The organism is Clostridium nigeriense (assembly GCF_050585245.1).
Classification (GTDB): domain Bacteria; phylum Bacillota; class Clostridia; order Clostridiales; family Clostridiaceae; genus Clostridium; species Clostridium nigeriense_A.
Genome location: NZ_JBNOOF010000003.1, coordinates 207,290 through 228,045 on the forward strand (window position 1 = coordinate 207,290; position 20,756 = coordinate 228,045).

The window sequence follows — 20,756 nt, forward strand, 5'->3', positions numbered from 1 at the left end:
TTGGAACAAATTACAACAATAATTATGAATTATCAATTACGCATTATCAATTATAAAACAGGGTGGTGCAACAATGAAGTTAGCTATAGATTTAGCTCATAGCAGCTATGAGATAATTATAGAAAAAGGAATACTTAGTAATTTAGCTAAGGAGATAAAAGAAGTATTTAAAGGAAATAAGATTTTTATATTAACGGATAAAAATGTAGATAAATTTTATGGAGATACAGTTATTAAAGAATTAGAAGCTGCTGGTTATGATACAAAAAAATTAGTTTTAGAGCCTGGAGAAGAAACCAAAGCTTTTTTTACTTTACCAAAAGTTTATGATGAGCTTTTAAATTTTAAGCTTACTAGAAGTGATTTAATATTGACTTTAGGTGGTGGAGTTATTGGAGATTTAGGAGGCTTCGTTGCATCTACATATTTAAGGGGAGTTCCTTTTGTTCAATGTCCAACCACTTTATTAGCTCAGGTAGATAGCAGTGTTGGCGGAAAAGTTGGAGTAGATTTAGATAGAGGGAAAAATTTAGTAGGAAGTTTTTATCATCCAAAGAAAGTTATAATAGATCCAAATGTTTTAGACACTTTAAGTGATAGAGTCTTTAATGATGGAATGGCTGAAGTTATTAAGTATGGATGTATAAAAGATAAGGAATTTTTTTATAAGCTTCTAAATTATAAGAACAAAGAAGAAGTTATGAACAATATTGAATATGTTATTCACAATTGTTGTAAAATCAAAAAAGAAGTTGTGGAAATGGATGAAAAAGACACTGGGGAAAGAATGAAATTGAATTTTGGACATACAATAGGTCATGCTTTAGAACAACATTACAATTATAGTAAGTATACTCATGGAGAAGCAGTAGCAATTGGAATGTATGAAATAACTAAGATAAGTGAATCCTATGGAGAAACTGAAAAAGGAACAGCAGATATAATAAAGAATATATTAATAAAATATAATTTACCATACAAGTTAGACGTTGATATAAACGAAATAAGGGAAGCTATGAAGTTAGATAAGAAAAATATAAATAAAAAGCTTAATCTAATTTTTATTGATAAGATAGGAGAAAGCAAAATAGTACAGAGAGACTTGGACAATGAATAATAAATAATGGATAATGCATAATTAAAGTAAAAACTACTAAAAAGTAGTTTTAAAAATAGAAGCTTAAGTAATTTGGAACAAATTACATCCGAAATTATCCATTATCAATTGCTAATTATCAATTATTATTAAGGGGGTTTTTATGCAAGATATAAAAGTAGAAAATAGCAAGTTAAAAGGAATAGTTAAAGTTCCACCTTCTAAGAGCATGGCACATAGAGCTATTATTTGTGCAGCACTAGGAAGTGGAGTTTCAATAATAGAAAATATAGATTACTCAGATGATATTAATGCAACTATAGATGGAATGATAGCTTTAGGAGCATATATTAAAAAAGAGGGGGATAGGCTAACTATTACAGGAGCCTTTAATAAGGAGAATAAGAGAAATGCAGTTAGAACTATTGATTGCAATGAATCAGGTTCTACATTAAGATTTTTAGTTCCTGTGTCCCTTTTATTTGATGGTATGACTAAGTTTGTAGGAAGAGGAAATTTAGGAAAGAGACCATTAGATACTTATTATAATATTTTTAAGAATCAAGGAATTAGTTATAGTACAGTTGATGGTAAGTTAAGCTTAAAAATTAAAGGACTTTTAAGTAGTGGTGAGTTTACTTTACCAGGAAATATAAGCTCTCAATTTATAACAGGACTTTTATTTACATTACCTTTATTAGAAGGTGATTCAAAGATAATAATTAGTACAGAACTTGAATCTAAGGGATATATAGATTTAACATTATCCTGTATGAAGGACTTTGGAATTTCTATTGAAAATAATGATTATAGAGAGTTTATAATTAAAGGAAATCAGAGCTATGTTTCTAGAAAATATAGAGTTGAGGGAGATTATTCTCAAGGAGCTTTCTATCTTTGTGCAGATGCATTAGGTTCAGAAGTTGAAGTTAAAGATTTAAGATTAGATTCACTTCAAGGAGATAAGGAAGTAATAGAAATTTTAGAAAGAATGGGAGCTACATTTAATTGTGGAGATAACTTAAGTTGTGAAGTTCAAAATGAGATAGTTTCTACATTAATAGATGGGTCTCAATGTCCAGATATAATTCCTGTAATTTCTTTAGTAGCTGCTTTATCAAAAGGAAGAACAGAAATAATAAATGCAGGAAGACTTAGAATTAAAGAGTGCGATAGATTAAAAGCTGTAGCTACTGAGCTTAATAAGCTTGGTGCAAAAATCGAAGAAAAAGAAGAGGGGCTAGTAATACATGGTGTTCAAGAACTAGAAGGCGGTGTAGAAGTTTGGAGCTGGAAGGATCATAGAATTGCCATGACTTTAGCAATAGCAGCGACTAGGTGTAAAAAGCCTATAATTATAAAGGATTATGATTGTGTAGCAAAATCTTATCCAGGATTTTTCGAAGATTATAAAATGCTAGGAGGAGCTGTAAATGAGTGGAGTATGGGGGAATAATATAAAGGTTTCTATATTTGGTGAATCTCATGGAAATGCAATAGGTATTAATATAGATGGACTTCCATCTGGCTTTGAAATTAATATGGATAAGATACTTATTGAAATGGAAAGAAGAGCACCAGGAAAAAATCAATTATCAACATCTAGAAAAGAAGCTGATTTGCCAGAAATATTAAGTGGCTTTTTTGAAGGAAAGACTACAGGAACACCACTTTGCGCAATAATTAGAAATGGTGACACTAGATCTAAGGATTATGGGAAAACTAAAGATTTTATGAGACCAGGTCATGCTGATTTTACTGGATATGAGAGATATGCAGGCTTTAATGATTATAGAGGTGGTGGACACTTTTCGGGAAGGATTACAGCACCATTAGTATTTGCAGGAGCTATTTGTAAACAAATATTAGAAGAAAAAGGTATAGTTATAGGGGCTCATATTTCATCAATAAAAGATATAGAAGATGATAAGTTTAATAGTACAAATATATCTAAAGAAGAGCTATTAAAACTAAGGGATAAAGAGTTACCATTAATAAATACATCTTTAGAAGAAAAAATAAGACATACTATAATGCAAGCTAAATATGATGGAAACTCAGTAGGTGGAACTATAGAATGTGCAGTAGTAGGAATAAAACCTGGAGTAGGTAATCCATTTTTTGATTCAGTAGAATCCACATTAGCTCATCTTATGTTTTCTGTTCCAGCAGTTAAGGGAATTGAATTTGGTATGGGCTTTGATATGACAAAACTTTTTGGATCAGAAGCAAATGATGAATATTATTATGATGGAAATTTAGTAAGAACTAAAACTAATAATAATGGTGGGATTCTTGGTGGAATAAGCAATGGAATGCCTATAGTATTTAAAGTGGCAGTGAAGCCAACAGCATCCATATTAAAAGAACAAAATACTATAGATATTAAGAATAAAAAAGATGTTAAATTTAGAATTGAAGGAAGGCATGACCCTTGTATAGTACAAAGGGCAGTACCTGTAATTGAAGCAGTTACTGCAATAGGATTACTAGATTTAATAGGGGGAAGATACTAATGGGAAGTTTAGAAGATTATAGGAAAGAAATTGATTCTATAGATAGAGAATTAATAGCATTATTTGAAAAAAGAATGAATGTTGCTATTAAAGTTGGTGAGTATAAAAAAGAAAGAAATCTTCCAATATTTAATGGTAAAAGAGAAGAGGAAGTTATAGAAAAGAATATAAATCTTCTTAATAATAAAGATTATAGTGATATAACTAGAAGGTTCTTTGAAAAAGTAATGGAACTTAGTAGATCTCTACAAGCTAAGTTAATTGAAGAGAATAAAGAAGATAATAATTCTAATATAATAGAAAAAGAAATTAAAATAGGGTATCAGGGAGTTAAAGGTTCTTTTAGCGAAGAAGCTTTAATTAAGTATTTTAAATCCTATGACTGCGTTAAAAATTATGATGAATTTATAGATGTATTTAAGGCTTTAGAAAATAATGAAATAGAATATGCTATACTTCCTATTGAAAATTCTTATACAGGAGCAATTACTGAAGTATATGATCTTTTAGTTAAATATAATTTTTATATAATTGGAGAAGAATGTATAAAGATAGATCAACATCTTATGGGTATGTTAGGAGCAAATGAAAATAATATTGAAGAAATATACTCACATCCACAAGGTTTTGCTCAAAGTAAAGGCTTTTTGAGTAAATATGATGATGTAAAGCTAATACCATATCATAATACAGCTATAAGTGCTAAGTTAGTTTCAGATTTAAAGGATACAAAAAAGGCTGCTATTGGCAGCAGAAGAGCTGCTGAAATCTATGGATTAGATATATTAAGAGAAAATATTAATGATAAGAGTGACAATCATACTAAATTTATTATCATAGGAAAAGAATTAAAATATGATGATTCCTTTAATAAGGTTAGTGTTGTATTTTCTCTAGAAGATAAGGCTGGAACATTATATAAACTTTTAAGACATTTTGCGGAAAATGATATTAATATGATTAAGATAGAATCAAGGCCTAATAAGCATGAATCATGGAAGTATTTACTTTATGTAGACTTCGAAGGAAACTTAAAAAATAATCTAGTTAAAAATGCTTTAGATCTTATAGAAAAAAATAGTGGGTACTTTAAAATAATAGGAAATTATAAGAAGTTTACTCTGTGAATAACTTTTTATAATTTCATTATACGATTGATTGACACTTCAAATATGGAGTGTCTTTTCTAATGCCATAAACATTTTTATTTAACAATTAAATTGCTTTGATACTCTATTTTACCATTCATAACATCATCATAAAGTTGTTGCTTAGAGTCGATATAATCAATAGATTCTTGTATAACTTTCATTTGCTCTATAAGTTTTTGTCTTTTTTTGTTTAAAATTACTTTTCTTTCAGGTATAGTATTTTGTCCTTGTAAGCAATAATCTAAATATTCTTTGATTTCTTCAATACTCATGCCACACTTTTTTAAACAAGACAGACTTTTTAACCATCCAATATTATTATCATCAAAAATTCTATAATTGTTTTTATCTCTTTTGACATTAGGAACTAACCCTTTATTACAATAGAATTTCAATGTGTCGTATGTCATATTGGTAAGTTGACATGCTTCTTTCATGGAATACATTTACTTCACACTCCTCAAAAAATTCATAAAATTTAAAATAGTTATTGACCGTGTGTTACACCCGAGTTTTACAATATAATTGTAACAAAGAAATAAAAGGAAGGCAAGGTAAAAACTATGAATAAAGATATAGAAGAATGTAAGAAAATCTTATTTGGTTCAATTGAAACCTATGATCCAGAATTTGCGGATATTATCTTTAGATTCTCTCAATGTGAAGTGGTTGAGCAAAATACGCTACCAGAAAAGGAAAGAATACTTTGTATTTTGTCTGTATTAATAGGATGTCAAGGAATGAATGTATATTGCAATATGCTTGATATGGCTTTGAATAGCAACATTGACCCTGTTGGAATAAAAGAAATGATTTATCAAGCAACTGCTTATTTAGGTATTGGACGTACTTATGATTATATAGTCAAAACAAATGAAATTATGCTAAAAAACGGTATTCAATTACCACTTCAAAATCAAAGTACAACAAATGAAACAAATCGTTTTGAAAAAGGATTAAATAAACAGATTTCTTTATTTGGACAACAAATGGCTGATAGGCAAACGAAAGGTCCAAAGTTAAGAAAGAATATCAATCAGTGGTTAGCTTCTAATTGCTTCGGAGACTATTACACAAGAACAGGTTTAAACGACCAAGAAAGAGAAATGATTACTTTTTGTTTTATCTTAGCTCAAGGTGGTTGTGAAAATCAGCTGAGAGGTCATACAGCTGGTAATTTTAATGTTGGAAACAGCAAAGAAAAGCTATATCAGGTTATTGAACAATGTATGCCGTATATCGGATATCCAAGAACATTAAATGCAATGGCTATTGTTGATGAAATTTCTTTAAATTATGAAAAAGAATAGAGGCGAAGAGGTAATGATATTTTATTTTACAGGTACAGGAAATAGTCTGTATGTAGCAAAGAATATAGAAAAAAATCCTATTAGTATTCCGCAAATCATTAAGCAAACTGAACAAATTTATAAAGCAGATAAAATTGGTATCGTCGCTCCAATTTATGGACATGAAGTGCCAGAAATGGTTAAGCAGTTTATCAGAACAGCAACATTTCAAACAGATTATTTTTTTATCATACTTACCTTTGGTAATCGTCATGGTGGGGCAGTTGAACTAACAAATAACTTTTGTAAAGAATGTGGACTAAATGTTGATTATCTGAATTTAATTCAAATGGTAGATAATTGGTTACCGTCATTTGATATGGATGAACAGCGAAAAATAGATAAGCATGTAAATGAAAACTTATTTAAAATTATCAGTGATATTCAGTATGAGAAAAGAAGTATTCAACCTGTTACAGATAGCGACAGACAGGCACATCAACAGTATCTTGAAATTAGAAGTAAAATGCCAGCAGATATATTTCAACATTTATACACAGTTAATGATGATTGTATCCAATGTAGTATTTGTACAAAGGTTTGTCCTGCTGGTTGTATTAGTCTGAAAAATGATAAAGTCATTTACGATATGAATAATTGTCAGACTTGTATGGCTTGTATTCATAACTGCCCTAAAAAAGCGATTCGGTTAAATATACCAGAGAAAAATCCAATGGCTCGTTATCGTAATAATGAGGTAAAACTTAAAGAAATTATAGAAGCAAATAATCAGTGGAAACCATCAGTGAAATTTTAACAAAGGCTGATGTAATCTCAAATGGATTTACTTTATCGAGAGATGATATGGAAGCAGTACCACATGAAGTAGATTAATGGCTAAAAACGATAGGAATTCAATAAATAAGAATGGAGGAAAATATAATGGAAAACTTTATTTATGAATATAAAACAAAAGTTATTTTTTGTAATGAAAGTGTAAAAAACAATCTTGAAAATGAATTAAAGGCAGTTGGAAAAACGGTAATGTTTGCTTATGGTGGTGGTTCTATTAAGAAAAATGGAATTCATCAAGAAATCACAGATATTTTAAAAAAAGCCGGAAAAACAGTAGTTGAATTTTCGGGTATCATGTCGAATCCAACTTATGCTAAAGTACAGGAAGGAGCAAAGTTAGTTAAAGAAAATCATGTTGATTTTATTCTTGCTGTTGGTGGAGGATCTGTAATTGATTGTTGTAAAATTGTTTCTGCACAGGCAGGTACAGATGAAGATATTTGGACTATGGAATTTGAAAAAGGTCAACTTCCTATGCAGATAATTCCTATGGGAGCTATCGTAACAGCTTCAGGAACAGGGGCTGAAATGAATTGTGGAGCTGTTATAACTTATGAAGAAAAAAATCTAAAAACAGGTATGTTAGGAGCAACACCAGTTTTTGCTATTTTAAATCCTGAATATACAAAAACTGTACCATACAAACAAGTGATTTCAGGTGCATTTGATACTTTAAGTCATGCAATGGAAACATATTTAGGGACTTCTGGAAAATATCATGTTTCAGATTATGTTGCCTTAGCAATTATGAGAAATACTGTTGATAATATCCGTGAATTGTTACATGACCATGAAAACATGGAAGCAAGAGCTAATTTGATGTGGGATTCTGCTATGGCTGAAAATGGAATTTTAAAAATTGGAAGAAAAACAGATTTTCAAGCACATCAGATAGAACATCAGTTAGGAGCTTATACTGATTGTAATCATGGACAAGGGTTAGCTGTCATTCAGCCTGCTTATTATCGCCATATCGTAAAAGATGCAGAAGAAAAATTTGAAAAGTTTGCAAAAGTTGTATTTGATGTAGACACTGCTGAAAAAGGGATAAATGCATTATCTGCATTTATTGAGGAATGTGGACTTCCTACAAAAATGAATGAGTTGAAATCTAAAGTGGAAATTACTCCTGATGTATTACGTCAAGTAGCAGATACTTGTAATATCGTTAAATCTAATCCTCGTGAACTAAGTCGAGATGAAATTTACGAAATATTAATTGAATGTATGTAAAAGGAGAATATATATCTATGAAAGGTAACCGTATTATGATAGGAATTATAATTTTGGCTGTTATCGTCCTTGCATTTGTTGGATATAATATTTATAGGCAACCAGCTATGTTTAGAAATTTATCTGATGAATCATTAAGCGAAGAACAGGTAAACACATTAAAGGAAAAAATTGAGACAAAAGAAGATAAGCAGGTATTGGTAGCATATCTTTCTCAATCGGGAACTACAGAACGTGTGGCAAATGCATTAAGCGAAGAAATCGGAGCAGATATATTTGAAATTGCTCAAGAAACTGAATATTCAAATGTATATTTACAATCTAACAGCCAAATAAGGAATGCAGAACTTCCTAAACTTTCAAATACTGTTAAAAACATAGATAAATATGACATCATCTTTATTGGATACCCAGTATGGTGGCATGCTACTCCTGCCCCAGTTAATACTTTTCTTGAAAGTTATGATTTAAGCAATAAACTCATTATTCCATTCTGTACCAGTGGAGAAAGTGATATTTCCGAAACAATGCCGACTTTTTTAAATTCATCTAAAGGACTGGCTGTTTATAAGGGGATGCGAATAAATAGTATAAATCAAATTGACACATGCTTATCTGAATTGAACTTAAACTTTTAACAATGGATATTAACATATTTATTTCTTTATAATCTATTTCATAAATAGCAACTACATCTGTGTTATATATAATACAGATGTAGTTGCTTATGTTTCATTTAAGAATTAACATAGTATTTATTGTGACTTTTCTAAAGAAAGTATATAAACTCTAAAATTTACTGATAGTAAAAATGCCCGAAAAGCCCATAGAATAAGGCCTAGATGACATTTGAAAAGATAATTAGAAATTTAGTTCATTTTTAATTTAAAAAATAGTAGTAATTATTAAAAAAAATAGTATAATAAATATATAAACAAAATACAGAATTTTCTGAAAATTATAATTTGAATAACGGTTCTTCTTAGTTTGCGATAGGGGTTGTGTAAAGGTTTACCTGGGGAGGTGTATTTATGGTTGGTTTTGATGTTAGAAATATGATCTTAGATGATTATAGTGATTTAATTAATTTAAATTCAAGTTTAGATTATTCAAGCATTAAATTAAAAGAAAAAGATGAAAATTTAAGGATTATTGTTGCCCAATTAAATGATAATATTATAGGATATATCAGTTACAGTATAGTACATGATATAAATTATAATAAGAGCTTAGTGATAAATGAGATAGTTGTTGAGGAAAAGTATAGGGGACTTGGAGTTGGACATCAACTTATGTTAGAAGCTGAAAAACATGCTAAAGCCTACAATGTAGCTTATTTAGTTTCATTAAATGATAATTATGTGGAAGAGGAGGTGGAATTTTATAACAATCAATTCTTTGAATTAAATAGTGAGAGGAGGTATGAAAAACAGTTTTATCTTCAATAAATATAAGGTAGTAAGAGTTGATTAGAAGCATCAATTCTTACTACCTTAATTATTTATGGATTAACTTATTGCATATTTTGAATAAATTTTATTATATAACTTAGAGTATAGAAATCTCTATCTAATTCATTAGCAACTAAATCTAGTCCTTTAATTAAAGTTTCTTCATCAAAATTTTCTAAAAGAATCATAATACTTAATAAATTTATACTTCCATCCTTTGTATCAAGAACTCTTGAAGCTTTTACATATTTATTATTTAAGGCATTTAAAGTTACATTTTTTAAATCTTCACTTATTTCTATTTGGGGCATTTCTTCATAAATTCTTATTTCTGAATTTTTGATATCCAAATTTTTAGCTTTACTTATATCAGTTGCAACAAATATAGTATTTATAAATTCGGCATCTTTAAAATCTACATTATCTAATCTTACTGAATCAAAAATAGTATTTTCAAATGTTGCACTTTTAAAATTACTCTTTTTAAAATTACTTCCTATAAATTCAGCAAATTTGAAGCTACATTTTAGAAAGCTAGATGATTTAAAACGTGCTCCTCTAAAATTTACATAGTCAAAATTTGAACCTGAAAAATTACAATTATAGCAATTACTTTTCTCAAAATTTTGATACATAAAATTTTTATCTTTTTTTTCTACATTCTCATAATTAAAATTTCCTTTAGTATTTTGGGTTTTAGTCATTATTACCTCCATAATAAATATATATTTTTTTTAAGCCTGTTATTCTAGTTAATATTACCATAACCTTATGATATAATAAATATTATATTTAATTAGGGAGCGATTATATGGAGCTTTATGGACTACTTGGGGAAAAGTTATCTTATAGCTTATCACCTAAAATTCATAGTGAAATCTTAAAATCATTAAATAAAAATGGGGCATATAAATTATTCGAAATAGATAGGTATAGGCTTAAGAACTTTACAGAAGCAATAAAACTATTAAAGATTAGTGGATGCAATGTAACTATTCCTTATAAAAAAGACATAATGAAATATATTGATATAGTATCTGAAGAAGCTAATAAAATAGGAGCAGTTAATACTATATTTTTAAAGGATGAAAAGCTTTATGGATATAATACAGATTATTTTGGCTTTGGTTATATGCTTAAAACAAGTAATATTGATGTAAGAGATAGGATGGCAGTGATTTTAGGTAATGGTGGAGCATCAAGTGCTGTACTTCATTATTTGCTAGATAACGGAGCTAGGGAAGTATACATAGTTAGTAGAAATCCTAATAAGGAAGTTTTTGAGTTTGAAAATACAAAATTAATTGGTTATGAAGAGTTGAATTCATTAAGTGGAGATATATTAATAAATACTACACCGGTTGGAATGTATCCTAATATTGAAAATTCTCCAGTATCTAAAGAAGTTGTAGATAGATTTAGTTCTTTAGTTGATTTAATTTACAACCCAATGGAGACTAAATTTCTATCCTATGGAAAAGAATCAAATAAGCAAATAGTTGATGGACTATATATGCTTGTGGGTCAAGCAGTTAAAGCTCAAGAAATTTGGCAAGATACTGTCATTGATGATTCTGTAATTGAGAATATATATAGAAAGATAAAGATGAATCTTATTTTGTCTTAGGTGAAGATTATGAGAAAAAATATCATTTTTTTAATTGGAATGCCAGGAGCTGGTAAGACTACTGTAGGAATGGAAGTTTCTTCAAAACTTAACTATAATTTTTGTGATATGGATAGATATATAGAGGAAATTTCTAATAGTACTGTAAAAGAATTATTTAATATTAGCGAAGATTTCTTTAGAGATTATGAAACTAGGGCTTGCAAGGAGTTAAGTTCTTTAGATGAGAAAATTGTAATTTCTAGTGGTGGAGGAGTTATAAAAAGAAAAGAAAATATAGATTTCTTTAAAGATAAGGGAATTATTGTATTTATAGATAGACCTGTTGAAAATATAGCTAAAGATATTGAAACTTCTTCAAGACCATTATTAAAAGAAGGAAAGTCTAAGCTTTACAATTTATATTCTGAAAGATATAATTTATATAATGATTATTGCCATTATAAGATAGATAATGATAAAGATATTGAAGATACTATAGATAATGTTATAGAAGTAATAAAAAGTAATAATAAATAAGGGGGCATTAAGGTGCCATTTATAAATGGTACTAATAATTTTAAGTTAGAAAAAAGATTTATTTAACTGGACACTTTCAGAATATTTAAAAATATATTAAAAAGAGCAACAAAAGATAAATAGAGGCATAAATCAAATCAAAAATTTATTTAAGTAGTATGGAGGGATAGTAGAATGATAATTATAATGAATCCAAATTGTGATGAAAATGAAGTATTGAAGGTTAAGGGAGAATTAGAGACTAAGGGATTAGGTGTTCATTTATCTCAAGGAGAAACTTTTTGTATTTTAGGAATAGTAGGAGAAACTAGAGCTATTGATTCAAATAAGATATTAAGATTTCCAGGAGTAGATAGAGTTATTAAGGTTGAAGAGCCTTATAAGAAGGCTAATAGATTATTTAAGCCTGAAGACACTGTTATAGATGTAAAAGGTAGTTTAATTGGAGGCAATAATTTAGCTGTTATGGCTGGGCCATGTTCTGTTGAAAGCGAGGAGCAAATAATAGAAATAGCTAAAAGTGTAAAAGAATCTGGCGCGACTTTTTTAAGAGGAGGAGCGTTTAAACCAAGGACTTCCCCATATAGTTTCCAAGGATTAGAATTAGAAGGCTTAGAACTTCTAAAAAAAGCAAGGGAAGCTACAGGACTACCTATAGTGACGGAAATAATGTCAACTGATTATATAGATGTATTTGAAAAAGATGTTGATGTAATCCAAGTTGGAGCAAGAAATATGCAAAACTTTGATTTATTAAAGCAATTAGGAAAAACTAGAAAACCTATTTTATTAAAAAGAGGTTTGTCAGCAACAATAGAAGAATGGCTTATGTCAGCTGAATATATAATGGCAGCTGGAAATGAAAATGTAATTTTATGTGAGAGAGGTATAAGAACTTTTGAAACTTACACAAGAAATACATTAGATTTAAGTGCAATTCCAGTAGTTAAGAGAAAATCACATTTACCAGTAATAGTAGATCCAAGTCATGCAGCTGGATACTGGTATCTTGTAGAGCCACTAGCAAAGGCAGCAATAAGTGCAGGTGCTGATGGACTTATGATAGAAGTTCATAACAACCCACAATGTGCATTAAGTGATGGACAGCAATCAGTAAAACCAGAATCCTTTAAGAATATTATGGATAAGGTGAAAATTTTAGCAAAAATGGAAGGCAAGATAATTTAATTAATAATGCATAATTGATAGTGGATAATTAATGATGTTTTGCACAGCAAAACTTAATTTCAATTGGTGAGAAGAATATTATCTTCAAAAATCCGAAGGATTTTTTCCTTAATTATGCATTATGCATTATCAATTATTAATTGTAATTTTGGGGGTTTTTATGAAAATTTTAATTGTAGGGCTTGGTGTTATTGGAGGTAGTTATGCCATGGCACTTAAAGCAGCAGGATATGAGGATGTATATGGAATAGATAGTAATTTAGAAACCTTAAAAAAAGCAGAAAATTTAGAAATAATTAAAAAAGGATACTTATGTGGAAGGGAAATTATAAAAGAAGCAGATTTAGTTATTATTTCTTTGTATCCAAGATTAGTTAAGGATTTTATGCAAGATAATAGATTTTATTTTAAGTCTGGTGCAATAGTAACAGATGCAACAGGAATTAAAGGACATTTTATTGATGACATTTTAAATATATTACCTAATGAAATAGATTTCATATTTGGTCATCCTATGGCTGGTAGAGAAAAAAAGGGAATAGATTATGCTTCAAAGGAAGTCTTTAAGGGAGCTAATTATTTAATTACTGTAACTGATAGAAATAAAGAAGAAAATATAAAGCTTTTAGAGAAAATTATTTATGAAATGGGCTTTAAAAATATTAAAAGAATTAATCCATATTATCATGATAAGATGATAGGCTTTACAAGTCAGTTGCCTCATGCTATTGCAGTAGCTTTAATAAATAGTGATGAAGAAGGCAGAGATACTGGAAGTTTCATTGGTGATAGCTATAGAGATTTAACTAGAATAGCAAATATCAATGAAGATTTATGGAGTGAATTATTTTTGGGGAATAAGGAAAATTTAATTGAAGCAATAGATAATTTTTTATTACAAATAAATAGTATAAAGACTGCTTTAATTGAAGACGATGAAGATAATTTAAAAAAATTATTTATAAAATCTAGTAAAAGAAGAGAAAAATTATAAAGTAGAGGACACTTATGTGTCCTTTCTGAACATAGCTAAAAGGGATATTTTCAATTTGAAAATATCCCTTTTGCTTATAACAATACTTTGCATATTTATAATGTATTGCTTTGTTTTAAATTAATGTTGATATTTGAATAAATGATTATTATTGCAAATCATATTTATACTCAAAGACACTCCATTTATAATTCATAAAGGAAGTATTCTCACGCACAACAATAAATAGGTCTTCATCCGCGTTTATTAAAAAGGTGTTATCTCCTTTGTATTCCACAGAAACTATATTTTTGTTACTAAACTGACTTGATAGAATCATGTCATTTAATATAATTTTTTCTGCGTTAATTTTTTGTAAAATTCTATATGGACACTTACTAAGTAATACAAATATAAAAGAACATGATATCAATAAAATTATTAATGTTTTTTTACTAACTTTTTTCACAATATACCCCCAATTAAAATTCTGTATTCTATTATTTCCCTTTAAAGGTAATAATATATAAGTATTTATCGTTTGTCAATAAATTTTTATTGTTCTTGATTAAAATTAAAATCCATACAAATATACTTTAGTACATTGTATATATTTCTAAAAATATTACTGCTAAATAATAAATTACAAATTTATTATTTAACAATCTTTTATCTTATAGTAAAACTCTCTCATTTATTTAGATTTTCATTTCTTTTTTCAATATAATTGGTTATTAATCTTTATTTATATTATGCATAATGTCTTGAATATAATGAACACATCATTTATGTAAAATGAATATGCTTTATATGAAGATTGGTTGAATATCTTTAAATTCATGTATCTTAGTATAACTGCAAGGTATATTACTATGAAACATAAAATTTTTAAGTTTAATAGATACTTTTTCTGAACTAAAGGTATTTATCCATTTGTGACATTTAAGGTAGTTATTAAGATAACGCCATTAAACCTACTCATCCATCTCTTTAAATTAGAATGAAGGCTGTTTATATGGGTATATATCTTCTTTATGTGTCCCTCTTTTAATTCTATTATGTTCTAATTCCATATCTTCTGCGAATTTCATATAACTTTGTGAATATCAATACAAAAAATAGAATCTTCTCCTATACGATTAGTATAGAGTCTTTTTAATTTATCAGAAGTCATTTTTCTAGTACACAATAACTCTATAATTAAATTCCCTTGTCTATCAATATAATGTAGATACAAATAAAACAGGGATATATACTGTTACATATAATATAGTAGATAAAGATGGTGCTACTGCTATTAAGACAATTACAGTAACAGTTAACGAGAAAGACAAAGACAAGGAAACAATACCAGATAATAATGAATCAAATAATAACAATGTATCAAACAATAAAAATGATGTTCCACAAACTGGAGATGTTGGTAATATTGGTTTATTAGGCACTATGCTCGTAGGATCTTCTGGAATATTAGCATTTCTGTTAGGAAAAAAGGTAAGAAGAAATAAGTATTTGAGTATATTGAAAATTAGGATATAAAGGTATATATCGATAATGGTATATACCTTTTTGCATATATTACTATTTCTTTTTAGTTTAAAATATTTATATAAATTTATATGGTATAATAATTATTATTAATTTTAAAGGAGTGATACTAATGAAGGAATTAGAAACTAGGATAGTTGATATAGATGTTGATAAAATAAGAAAACTTTTAAAGGATATTGGTGCAAAGAAGGTAAAAGAAGAATATCAAACTAATAATATTTATGACTTTGATGATAATAGACTTCTTAATGCTAAGGGATATGCAAGAATTAGAATAACTGATGATAGACTTAATAATAAAGAAGTAGTTTATATGACTACTAAGAAAATGTTAAGTCAAGATACTTTTAAGGTTATGGAGGAAAATGAGACTATTGTTGAAGATAAGGAAGCAGCAAGTAAGATATTTACTTCATTAGGACTATCTTTAAAGCAGTCTATAAAAAAGTATAGAGAAAGTTATAAAATAATGGATTCATTAATTGAAATAGATATTAATGATAAGAGTTTTTGCCCATTTCCTTATTTAGAAATAGAGACATCTTCAGAAGAAAAGCTAAAGAAAATATTAGATTTAATAGGATATACTATAGAAGATACTACATCAAAAACAATTTATGAACTATTGGAGGAAAGAGGATTAGCTCAAGGAAAGGGTAAGGGACTTTAAAAAATAATTTTGTAATAAATTGAATAACTTTGTAACCAAAAAACACTCTCCTTAGTAAATTATAATTAAGGATTTAATAATAAAAACTAAGGAGGATATTTAATGGAATGGTTTGAAGGTTTAAGTCCTGTTTTACAAGGTTTACTTGCAACATTATTTACTTGGTTTATTACTGCTTTAGGAGCTGCATTAGTTTTTTTCTTTAAGAAGTTTGATAAGAGGGTTCTAAATTCAATGCTTGGTTTTGGTGCCGGAGTAATGTTAGCAGCAAGTTTTTGGTCTCTTTTAAGCCCAGCAATAGAATTATCAGAAGAACTTGGATATAGTGGTTTTGTTATTCCGGCTATTGGATTTTTCTTAGGTGGTGCCTTTTTAATTTTTGCAGATAAGTTAATGGATACTTATTCTTATGGTGTTGTAGTAGATAAAAATAATGAAAATATACCTAAAGCAGCTAGGTATAGAAAAAGTATTTTATTAGTACTTGCAGTAACACTTCATAATATTCCAGAAGGATTAGCTGTTGGAGTTGCATTTGGTGGCGTTGCAGCTGGAATTCCTGGAACTAGTATAGCCGCCTCATTAGCACTTGCATTAGGGATAGGTCTTCAAAACTTCCCAGAAGGAGCTGCGGTTTCATTACCACTAAGAGGGGAAGGATTATCTAGAACCAAAAGTTTTCTTTATGGTCAAGCATCAGGATTAGTTGAGCCTATAGCGGGAGTTATTGGAGTTATTGCGGCATTGTCAGTAAGAAGCTTATTACCATTTTTATTATCATTCTCAGCAGGAGCTATGGTTGCAGTAGTAGGAGCAGAATTATTACCGGAAGCTTCTATTGAAAATAAAAAGTTAACAACTCTAGGGCTTATTTTAGGATTTATCGTTATGATGATTTTAGATGTGGCATTAGGATAGTACTATTAAAAATTTTAGATTAAGTTAAAACTTTTAGATTAGGTTAAAAAAAGATCCTTAATATAAATATGAAGGCAATCTTTATAAGTTTAAATGGAAAGGAGTACTACAAATTAATGTAGTACTCCTAAAATTTTAATAGAATTATGCTTGGTTGATTGATCCGAATAATTCCATTTTTTCTTTAACTGTAGCTTTAATAGCTTCAAATCCTGGAGCTAAAAGTTTTCTTGGGTCAAAGCCTTTTCCTTGTAGGTCTTTTCCTGCTTCAATGTACTTTCTTGTTCCTTCAGCGAATGATATTTGACATTCAGTGTTAACATTGATCTTAGATACTCCTAAAGAAATAGCTTGCTTTATCATATCTTCAGGGATTCCAGTACCACCATGTAATACTAGAGGAACATTGTTAGTAGCGTTGCTTATAGCTTCTAAAGCATCAAAGCTTAATCCCTTCCAGTTTTCTGGATATACACCGTGGATATTACCAATACCAGCAGCTAACATAGTAACTCCTAAGTCAGCAATTGCTTTACATTCAGCAGCATCAGCGATTTCTCCAGCACCGATAACTCCGTCTTCTTCTCCACCGATTGATCCAACTTCAGCTTCTAAAGATAAACCTTTTTCTGAAGTTAATTTAATCATTTCTTTTGTCTTAGCTATATTTTCATCTATTGGATAGTGAGATCCATCAAACATGATTGATGAGAATCCAGCTTCAATAGCTTTTAAAGCACCTTCATAGCTACCGTGGTCTAAATGTAATGCAACTGGTACAGTGATGTTTAACTCTTCTATCATTGCAGTTACCATTCCAACTACAGTTTTGTATCCACACATATATTTAGCAGCTCCTTCAGAAACTCCTAATATAACTGGTGAATTATTTTCTTGAGCAGTTAATAATATTGCCTTAGTCCATTCTAAGTTATTGATATTGAATTGACCTACAGCATATTTTCCTGCTTTAGCCTTTGTTAACATTTCCTTTGCTGAAACTAACATGGTATAAACCCTCCATAAACTTTATATTTTATTACAATTAAGCTATATGCTAACTGTAGTAAGAGAAACAACTAAGAAGTTGTTCTTGTTAATATATATTATAACTCAAAATAAATTTAATTTAAACAAAAATATTAGAATTTACTTACTAGTTTATGAAAATTATGAGAATTTACAAACTTTTTTTAAATAAGCTTTAATAAATAATATTAATTTTGAAATTATTTAAGTATTATTAACCATTTTTAATTAATTTATCTAAAAATTGATTTAATTTATATTATATTAATAATTTTCAATAAAATATGAAATGGAATTTCAAAAATACTGTATTATTATGAAAAAAATAATTATAAATTTAGGCTTAAATTAAACAAGGGATGAGTATAAATATAAGGTAAACGTTTATTGAAATATTAAAGGAGGTGTATTTAAAAATATACTTAATTTTGATGAATCGTAAAGGGGGGAATATTTAAAACCTAAAAAATATTGAAGAGAGAGGGAGAGTTTATGAGTAATTTAGAATTAGCAAAGATTATTGTTGATTTAATTGGTGGCAAGGAAAATGTAATTAAAGCGGCAAATTGTATGACAAGACTTAGACTTACATTAAAAGACGCCTCTGTAATTAAAATTGATAGTTTGAAAAATACAGCTGGAGTACTTGGAGTTGTAGAAAATGGCGACTATATACAAGTAGTTTTAGGACCTGGTAAGGCTAAAAAGGTTACTGATATTTGCGTAGAAGAATTAGGATTACCTAGAGATGCTATTGTTACTGAAGATTGGAAAGAAAATAAACAAGCTATAAAGGCAAACCAAAAAGAAAATAAATTTAAAAAAGTAGTAAATATAATTGCTAATATATTTATTCCTTTAATACCTGCAATTATAGCGGCTGGTATATTTAATGGATTAGGTAGTTTGGTTTCTACATTACAAGGACAAGGCACTTTGCCAGCAGAAGGATTCTGGAAGGGTACACAATTAATGTTCTCATTAATTGGTGGAGGATTCTTATCATATTTTGCAATTTATACAGGTATTAATTCTGCAAAACAATTTGGTGCAACAGAAGCATTAGGTGGTATGCTTGGAGCTATTTCAATTAGTGCTAACATAGTTTCACTATCAACTATGTTAGGTTTATATGATGAAGCAGTTCCACTAAATTCTATTTTAACAACAGGAAAAGGCGGTATTATAGGTGTTATCTTTGGTGTATATATTCTTGCTAAAATAGAAAAAGCAATACGTAAGAGAGTACCAGATGTTTTAGATTTAATTTTAACTCCATTATTGACATTATTAATAACAGGCTTACTTTTCGTATTTGCAATAATGCCTTTAGCTGGATTCTTATCTGATGGATTAGTTTCTGCATTAAGTGTTATTATAAATTCTTCAAATCCAGTTATTAGTGTAATAAGTGGATATTTATTATCAGCTTTATTTTTACCAATGGTTTTATTTGGATTACATCATGGATTAATTCCAATATATGCAGTTCAATTAGAAGCTATGGGTGGAGTTTCATTATTCCCAGTACTTGCAATGGCTGGAGCTGGACAAGTTGGTGCAGCAATTGCAATTTATTTTATAGCAAGGAAAGTTAAAAATATTAGATTACAAAAGGTTATAACAGGTGCGTTGCCAGCAGGATTCTTAGGAGTTGGTGAACCATTAATTTATGGAGTTACACTTCCAATGTTCAAGCCATTTATTACAGCAGGACTTGGTGCAGGTTTTGGTGGAGCTTATGTTATGTTAACACATGTACTAGCTACAGCATGGGGACCATCTGGATTAGTTGCTATTCCTATAATGCAACCACGAAGTATGCTTAATTATTTTATAGGATTAGTTATTTCTTATATAGCTGGCTTTATTATAACTTACTTTGTAATTAAGGAATCAGATGTTAAAAATGCTTAATTAATAGATAATGAAAATTAGGATTTATATTAAAAAGAAATATGAGTCCTATTTTTTTGTAAACTATATTATAATATATAAATAGGAAAGTATGGGAGGAATAGAAATGGAAAAAGTTGAACTAGTAATATTTGATATGGATGGATTAATATTTGATACAGAAAAATTATCTTATGCATCATGGGCTGAAGCAGCTAAAAAATTTAATTTTGATTTTGAATTAAATTTATTTTACAAAATGTTGGGAACAAATCATGAAAGTATTAGAAATCTATTAATATCTGAATTAGGTGATAAGATAGAGGTAGATGAGTATATTAAAGAAAAAAGAAGAATTAATTTGTCTATGTTAGAGAATGGTGCAGAAAAAAAGCCAGGCCTAGATGATTTATTAAAGTATTTAGAAGATAAAAATATAAAAAAAGCAGTTGCAACTTCTTCTAATAGAGAGGTAGCTTTAAATTTATTAGAAAAGGCTAACATATTACATTATTTTAATTATGTATTATGTGGTGATGAAGTAAAAAAATCAAAACCAGATCCAGAAGTATTTCTAAATGTTGCTAAAAAGTTAGATGTAAATCCAAGAAATTGTATTGTTTTAGAAGATTCAGAGGCTGGTACTATAGCTGCAAGTAGAGGTAGAATGAAAGCAATTATAATTCCAGATTTAAAGGAACCAGATAAAGAAATAGAAGAATTAGCTTATAAAAGATTAAAAAATCTAAAAGAAGTAATAAATGTAATTGAAAACTTATAATAAATTATACATA

General features: G+C 28.6%; 22 protein-coding genes and 1 pseudogene. 18 read left to right on the plus strand and 5 right to left on the minus strand.

From position 1 onward, the window contains the following. The first annotated feature begins 73 nt into the window (after positions 1–73). The 4 genes from aroB (at position 74) to pheA (ending at position 4,739) form a co-directional block, all read left to right on the plus strand. Positions 74–1,117, plus strand: a complete 1,044-nt coding sequence (aroB, locus tag ACQPUY_RS06930; RefSeq protein ID WP_430840417.1) for a 3-dehydroquinate synthase — start codon at positions 74–76, stop codon at positions 1,115–1,117. 142 nt (positions 1,118–1,259) lie between these two features. After that, entirely contained in the window at positions 1,260–2,552 is a 1,293-nt protein-coding gene (aroA, locus tag ACQPUY_RS06935; protein ID WP_430840418.1) for a 3-phosphoshikimate 1-carboxyvinyltransferase, read from the plus strand. Beyond that, positions 2,530–3,612, plus strand: coding sequence for a chorismate synthase (aroC, locus tag ACQPUY_RS06940; protein WP_430840419.1), 1,083 nt, complete (start codon positions 2,530–2,532; stop codon positions 3,610–3,612). The genes aroA and aroC overlap by 23 nt, the downstream gene beginning before the upstream one ends. Next, positions 3,612–4,739, plus strand: coding sequence for a prephenate dehydratase (gene pheA, locus ACQPUY_RS06945; protein ID WP_430840420.1), 1,128 nt, complete (start codon positions 3,612–3,614; stop codon positions 4,737–4,739). Before aroC ends, pheA begins: the two co-directional genes overlap by 1 nt. Before the next feature lie 77 nt (positions 4,740–4,816). On the opposite strand, the gene ACQPUY_RS06950 is transcribed toward pheA, so the two are convergent. Continuing rightward, a complete protein-coding gene (locus ACQPUY_RS06950) occupies positions 4,817–5,209 on the minus strand; it encodes a MerR family transcriptional regulator (RefSeq protein ID WP_430840421.1) in 393 nt (130 codons plus the stop codon). A gap of 117 nt (positions 5,210–5,326) precedes the next feature. Between ACQPUY_RS06950 and ACQPUY_RS06955 the strand changes: the two genes are divergently transcribed. The 5 genes from ACQPUY_RS06955 (at position 5,327) to ACQPUY_RS06975 (ending at position 9,588) form a co-directional block, all read left to right on the plus strand. After that, positions 5,327–6,073: a carboxymuconolactone decarboxylase family protein gene (locus ACQPUY_RS06955; protein WP_430840422.1), complete on the plus strand. Its 747-nt coding sequence runs from the start codon at positions 5,327–5,329 to the stop codon at positions 6,071–6,073. Then, positions 6,060–6,869, plus strand: a complete 810-nt coding sequence (locus ACQPUY_RS06960) for an EFR1 family ferrodoxin (protein WP_430840423.1) — start codon at positions 6,060–6,062, stop codon at positions 6,867–6,869. The genes ACQPUY_RS06955 and ACQPUY_RS06960 overlap by 14 nt, the downstream gene beginning before the upstream one ends. Positions 6,870–6,994: 125 nt before the next feature. Continuing rightward, positions 6,995–8,140 (plus strand): iron-containing alcohol dehydrogenase, encoded by a 1,146-nt coding sequence (locus ACQPUY_RS06965; RefSeq protein ID WP_430840424.1) that lies wholly within the window; start codon positions 6,995–6,997, stop codon positions 8,138–8,140. Positions 8,141–8,157: 17 nt separating this feature from the next. Then, the gene (locus ACQPUY_RS06970; RefSeq protein WP_430840425.1) at positions 8,158–8,778 is read left to right on the plus strand and encodes a flavodoxin; all 621 of its coding nucleotides are present in this window, start codon (positions 8,158–8,160) and stop codon (positions 8,776–8,778) included. Positions 8,779–9,171: 393 nt separating this feature from the next. Beyond that, positions 9,172–9,588 (plus strand): GNAT family N-acetyltransferase, encoded by a 417-nt coding sequence (locus ACQPUY_RS06975; RefSeq protein ID WP_430840426.1) that lies wholly within the window; start codon positions 9,172–9,174, stop codon positions 9,586–9,588. A 65-nt stretch (positions 9,589–9,653) separates the two neighbouring features. Here the strand turns inward: ACQPUY_RS06975 and ACQPUY_RS06980 are convergent, their stop codons facing one another. After that, positions 9,654–10,295 carry a pentapeptide repeat-containing protein gene (locus ACQPUY_RS06980; protein WP_430840427.1) on the minus strand — a complete coding sequence of 214 codons (642 nt, stop codon included), beginning with the start codon at positions 10,293–10,295 and terminating at the stop codon, positions 9,654–9,656. A 107-nt stretch (positions 10,296–10,402) separates the two neighbouring features. On the opposite strand from ACQPUY_RS06980, the gene aroE reads away from it, so the two are divergent. The 4 genes from aroE (at position 10,403) to ACQPUY_RS07000 (ending at position 13,919) form a co-directional block, all read left to right on the plus strand. Next, positions 10,403–11,218: a shikimate dehydrogenase gene (gene aroE, locus ACQPUY_RS06985; protein ID WP_430840428.1), complete on the plus strand. Its 816-nt coding sequence runs from the start codon at positions 10,403–10,405 to the stop codon at positions 11,216–11,218. Between the two features lie 9 nt (positions 11,219–11,227). Further along, the gene (locus ACQPUY_RS06990; protein WP_430840429.1) at positions 11,228–11,737 is read left to right on the plus strand and encodes a shikimate kinase; all 510 of its coding nucleotides are present in this window, start codon (positions 11,228–11,230) and stop codon (positions 11,735–11,737) included. A 174-nt stretch (positions 11,738–11,911) separates the two neighbouring features. Then, complete coding sequence (gene aroF / locus ACQPUY_RS06995) at positions 11,912–12,925, plus strand: 3-deoxy-7-phosphoheptulonate synthase (RefSeq protein ID WP_430840430.1); 1,014 nt, start codon at positions 11,912–11,914, stop codon at positions 12,923–12,925. A 160-nt stretch (positions 12,926–13,085) separates the two neighbouring features. Beyond that, positions 13,086–13,919 carry a prephenate dehydrogenase gene (locus tag ACQPUY_RS07000; protein ID WP_430840431.1) on the plus strand — a complete coding sequence of 278 codons (834 nt, stop codon included), beginning with the start codon at positions 13,086–13,088 and terminating at the stop codon, positions 13,917–13,919. Between the two features lie 148 nt (positions 13,920–14,067). Here the strand turns inward: ACQPUY_RS07000 and ACQPUY_RS07005 are convergent, their stop codons facing one another. Beyond that, positions 14,068–14,367, minus strand: a complete 300-nt coding sequence (locus tag ACQPUY_RS07005) for a hypothetical protein (protein ID WP_430840432.1) — start codon at positions 14,365–14,367, stop codon at positions 14,068–14,070. 337 nt (positions 14,368–14,704) lie between these two features. Then, positions 14,705–15,120, minus strand: a pseudogene (locus ACQPUY_RS07010) (IS1595 family transposase); the annotation flags it as partial. Positions 15,121–15,146: 26 nt separating this feature from the next. Between ACQPUY_RS07010 and ACQPUY_RS07015 the strand changes: the two are divergent. From ACQPUY_RS07015 to ACQPUY_RS07025, 3 genes are all read left to right on the plus strand, one after another. Then, positions 15,147–15,437: an LPXTG cell wall anchor domain-containing protein gene (locus ACQPUY_RS07015; RefSeq protein WP_430840572.1), complete on the plus strand. Its 291-nt coding sequence runs from the start codon at positions 15,147–15,149 to the stop codon at positions 15,435–15,437. A 121-nt stretch (positions 15,438–15,558) separates the two neighbouring features. Then, positions 15,559–16,119, plus strand: coding sequence for a class IV adenylate cyclase (locus ACQPUY_RS07020; RefSeq protein WP_430840433.1), 561 nt, complete (start codon positions 15,559–15,561; stop codon positions 16,117–16,119). 102 nt (positions 16,120–16,221) lie between these two features. After that, positions 16,222–17,037 carry a ZIP family metal transporter gene (locus tag ACQPUY_RS07025; protein WP_430840434.1) on the plus strand — a complete coding sequence of 272 codons (816 nt, stop codon included), beginning with the start codon at positions 16,222–16,224 and terminating at the stop codon, positions 17,035–17,037. Positions 17,038–17,181: 144 nt separating this feature from the next. Here the strand turns inward: ACQPUY_RS07025 and fba are convergent, their stop codons facing one another. After that, on the minus strand, positions 17,182–18,045 hold the full coding sequence (gene fba / locus ACQPUY_RS07030) for a class II fructose-1,6-bisphosphate aldolase (RefSeq protein WP_430840435.1): 864 nt from the start codon (positions 18,043–18,045) through the stop codon (positions 17,182–17,184). Positions 18,046–18,558: 513 nt separating this feature from the next. Between fba and ACQPUY_RS07035 the strand changes: the two genes are divergently transcribed. Beyond that, positions 18,559–19,983 (plus strand): PTS transporter subunit EIIC, encoded by a 1,425-nt coding sequence (locus ACQPUY_RS07035; RefSeq protein ID WP_430840436.1) that lies wholly within the window; start codon positions 18,559–18,561, stop codon positions 19,981–19,983. 106 nt (positions 19,984–20,089) lie between these two features. Further along, complete coding sequence (locus ACQPUY_RS07040) at positions 20,090–20,743, plus strand: HAD family hydrolase (protein WP_430840437.1); 654 nt, start codon at positions 20,090–20,092, stop codon at positions 20,741–20,743. The last annotated feature ends 13 nt before the right edge of the window (positions 20,744–20,756 follow it).

Coding starts and splice junctions, on each gene's coding strand:
- pheA (WP_430840420.1), top strand. CDS start 3,612: ATGGGAAGTTTAGAAGATTATAGGAAAGAAATTGATTCTATAGATAGA.
- ACQPUY_RS07020 (WP_430840433.1), top strand. CDS start 15,559: ATGAAGGAATTAGAAACTAGGATAGTTGATATAGATGTTGATAAAATA.
- ACQPUY_RS07025 (WP_430840434.1), top strand. CDS start 16,222: ATGGAATGGTTTGAAGGTTTAAGTCCTGTTTTACAAGGTTTACTTGCA.
- ACQPUY_RS07035 (WP_430840436.1), top strand. CDS start 18,559: ATGAGTAATTTAGAATTAGCAAAGATTATTGTTGATTTAATTGGTGGC.
- ACQPUY_RS06960 (WP_430840423.1), top strand. CDS start 6,060: ATGAAAAAGAATAGAGGCGAAGAGGTAATGATATTTTATTTTACAGGT.
- fba (WP_430840435.1), bottom strand. CDS start 18,045: ATGTTAGTTTCAGCAAAGGAAATGTTAACAAAGGCTAAAGCAGGAAAA.
- ACQPUY_RS06970 (WP_430840425.1), top strand. CDS start 8,158: ATGAAAGGTAACCGTATTATGATAGGAATTATAATTTTGGCTGTTATC.
- ACQPUY_RS06955 (WP_430840422.1), top strand. CDS start 5,327: ATGAATAAAGATATAGAAGAATGTAAGAAAATCTTATTTGGTTCAATT.
- aroA (WP_430840418.1), top strand. CDS start 1,260: ATGCAAGATATAAAAGTAGAAAATAGCAAGTTAAAAGGAATAGTTAAA.
- ACQPUY_RS06990 (WP_430840429.1), top strand. CDS start 11,228: ATGAGAAAAAATATCATTTTTTTAATTGGAATGCCAGGAGCTGGTAAG.
- ACQPUY_RS07040 (WP_430840437.1), top strand. CDS start 20,090: ATGGAAAAAGTTGAACTAGTAATATTTGATATGGATGGATTAATATTT.
- ACQPUY_RS07000 (WP_430840431.1), top strand. CDS start 13,086: ATGAAAATTTTAATTGTAGGGCTTGGTGTTATTGGAGGTAGTTATGCC.
- ACQPUY_RS06965 (WP_430840424.1), top strand. CDS start 6,995: ATGGAAAACTTTATTTATGAATATAAAACAAAAGTTATTTTTTGTAAT.
- aroE (WP_430840428.1), top strand. CDS start 10,403: ATGGAGCTTTATGGACTACTTGGGGAAAAGTTATCTTATAGCTTATCA.
- ACQPUY_RS06980 (WP_430840427.1), bottom strand. CDS start 10,295: ATGACTAAAACCCAAAATACTAAAGGAAATTTTAATTATGAGAATGTA.
- ACQPUY_RS06950 (WP_430840421.1), bottom strand. CDS start 5,209: ATGTATTCCATGAAAGAAGCATGTCAACTTACCAATATGACATACGAC.
- aroB (WP_430840417.1), top strand. CDS start 74: ATGAAGTTAGCTATAGATTTAGCTCATAGCAGCTATGAGATAATTATA.
- ACQPUY_RS06975 (WP_430840426.1), top strand. CDS start 9,172: ATGGTTGGTTTTGATGTTAGAAATATGATCTTAGATGATTATAGTGAT.
- aroC (WP_430840419.1), top strand. CDS start 2,530: ATGAGTGGAGTATGGGGGAATAATATAAAGGTTTCTATATTTGGTGAA.
- aroF (WP_430840430.1), top strand. CDS start 11,912: ATGATAATTATAATGAATCCAAATTGTGATGAAAATGAAGTATTGAAG.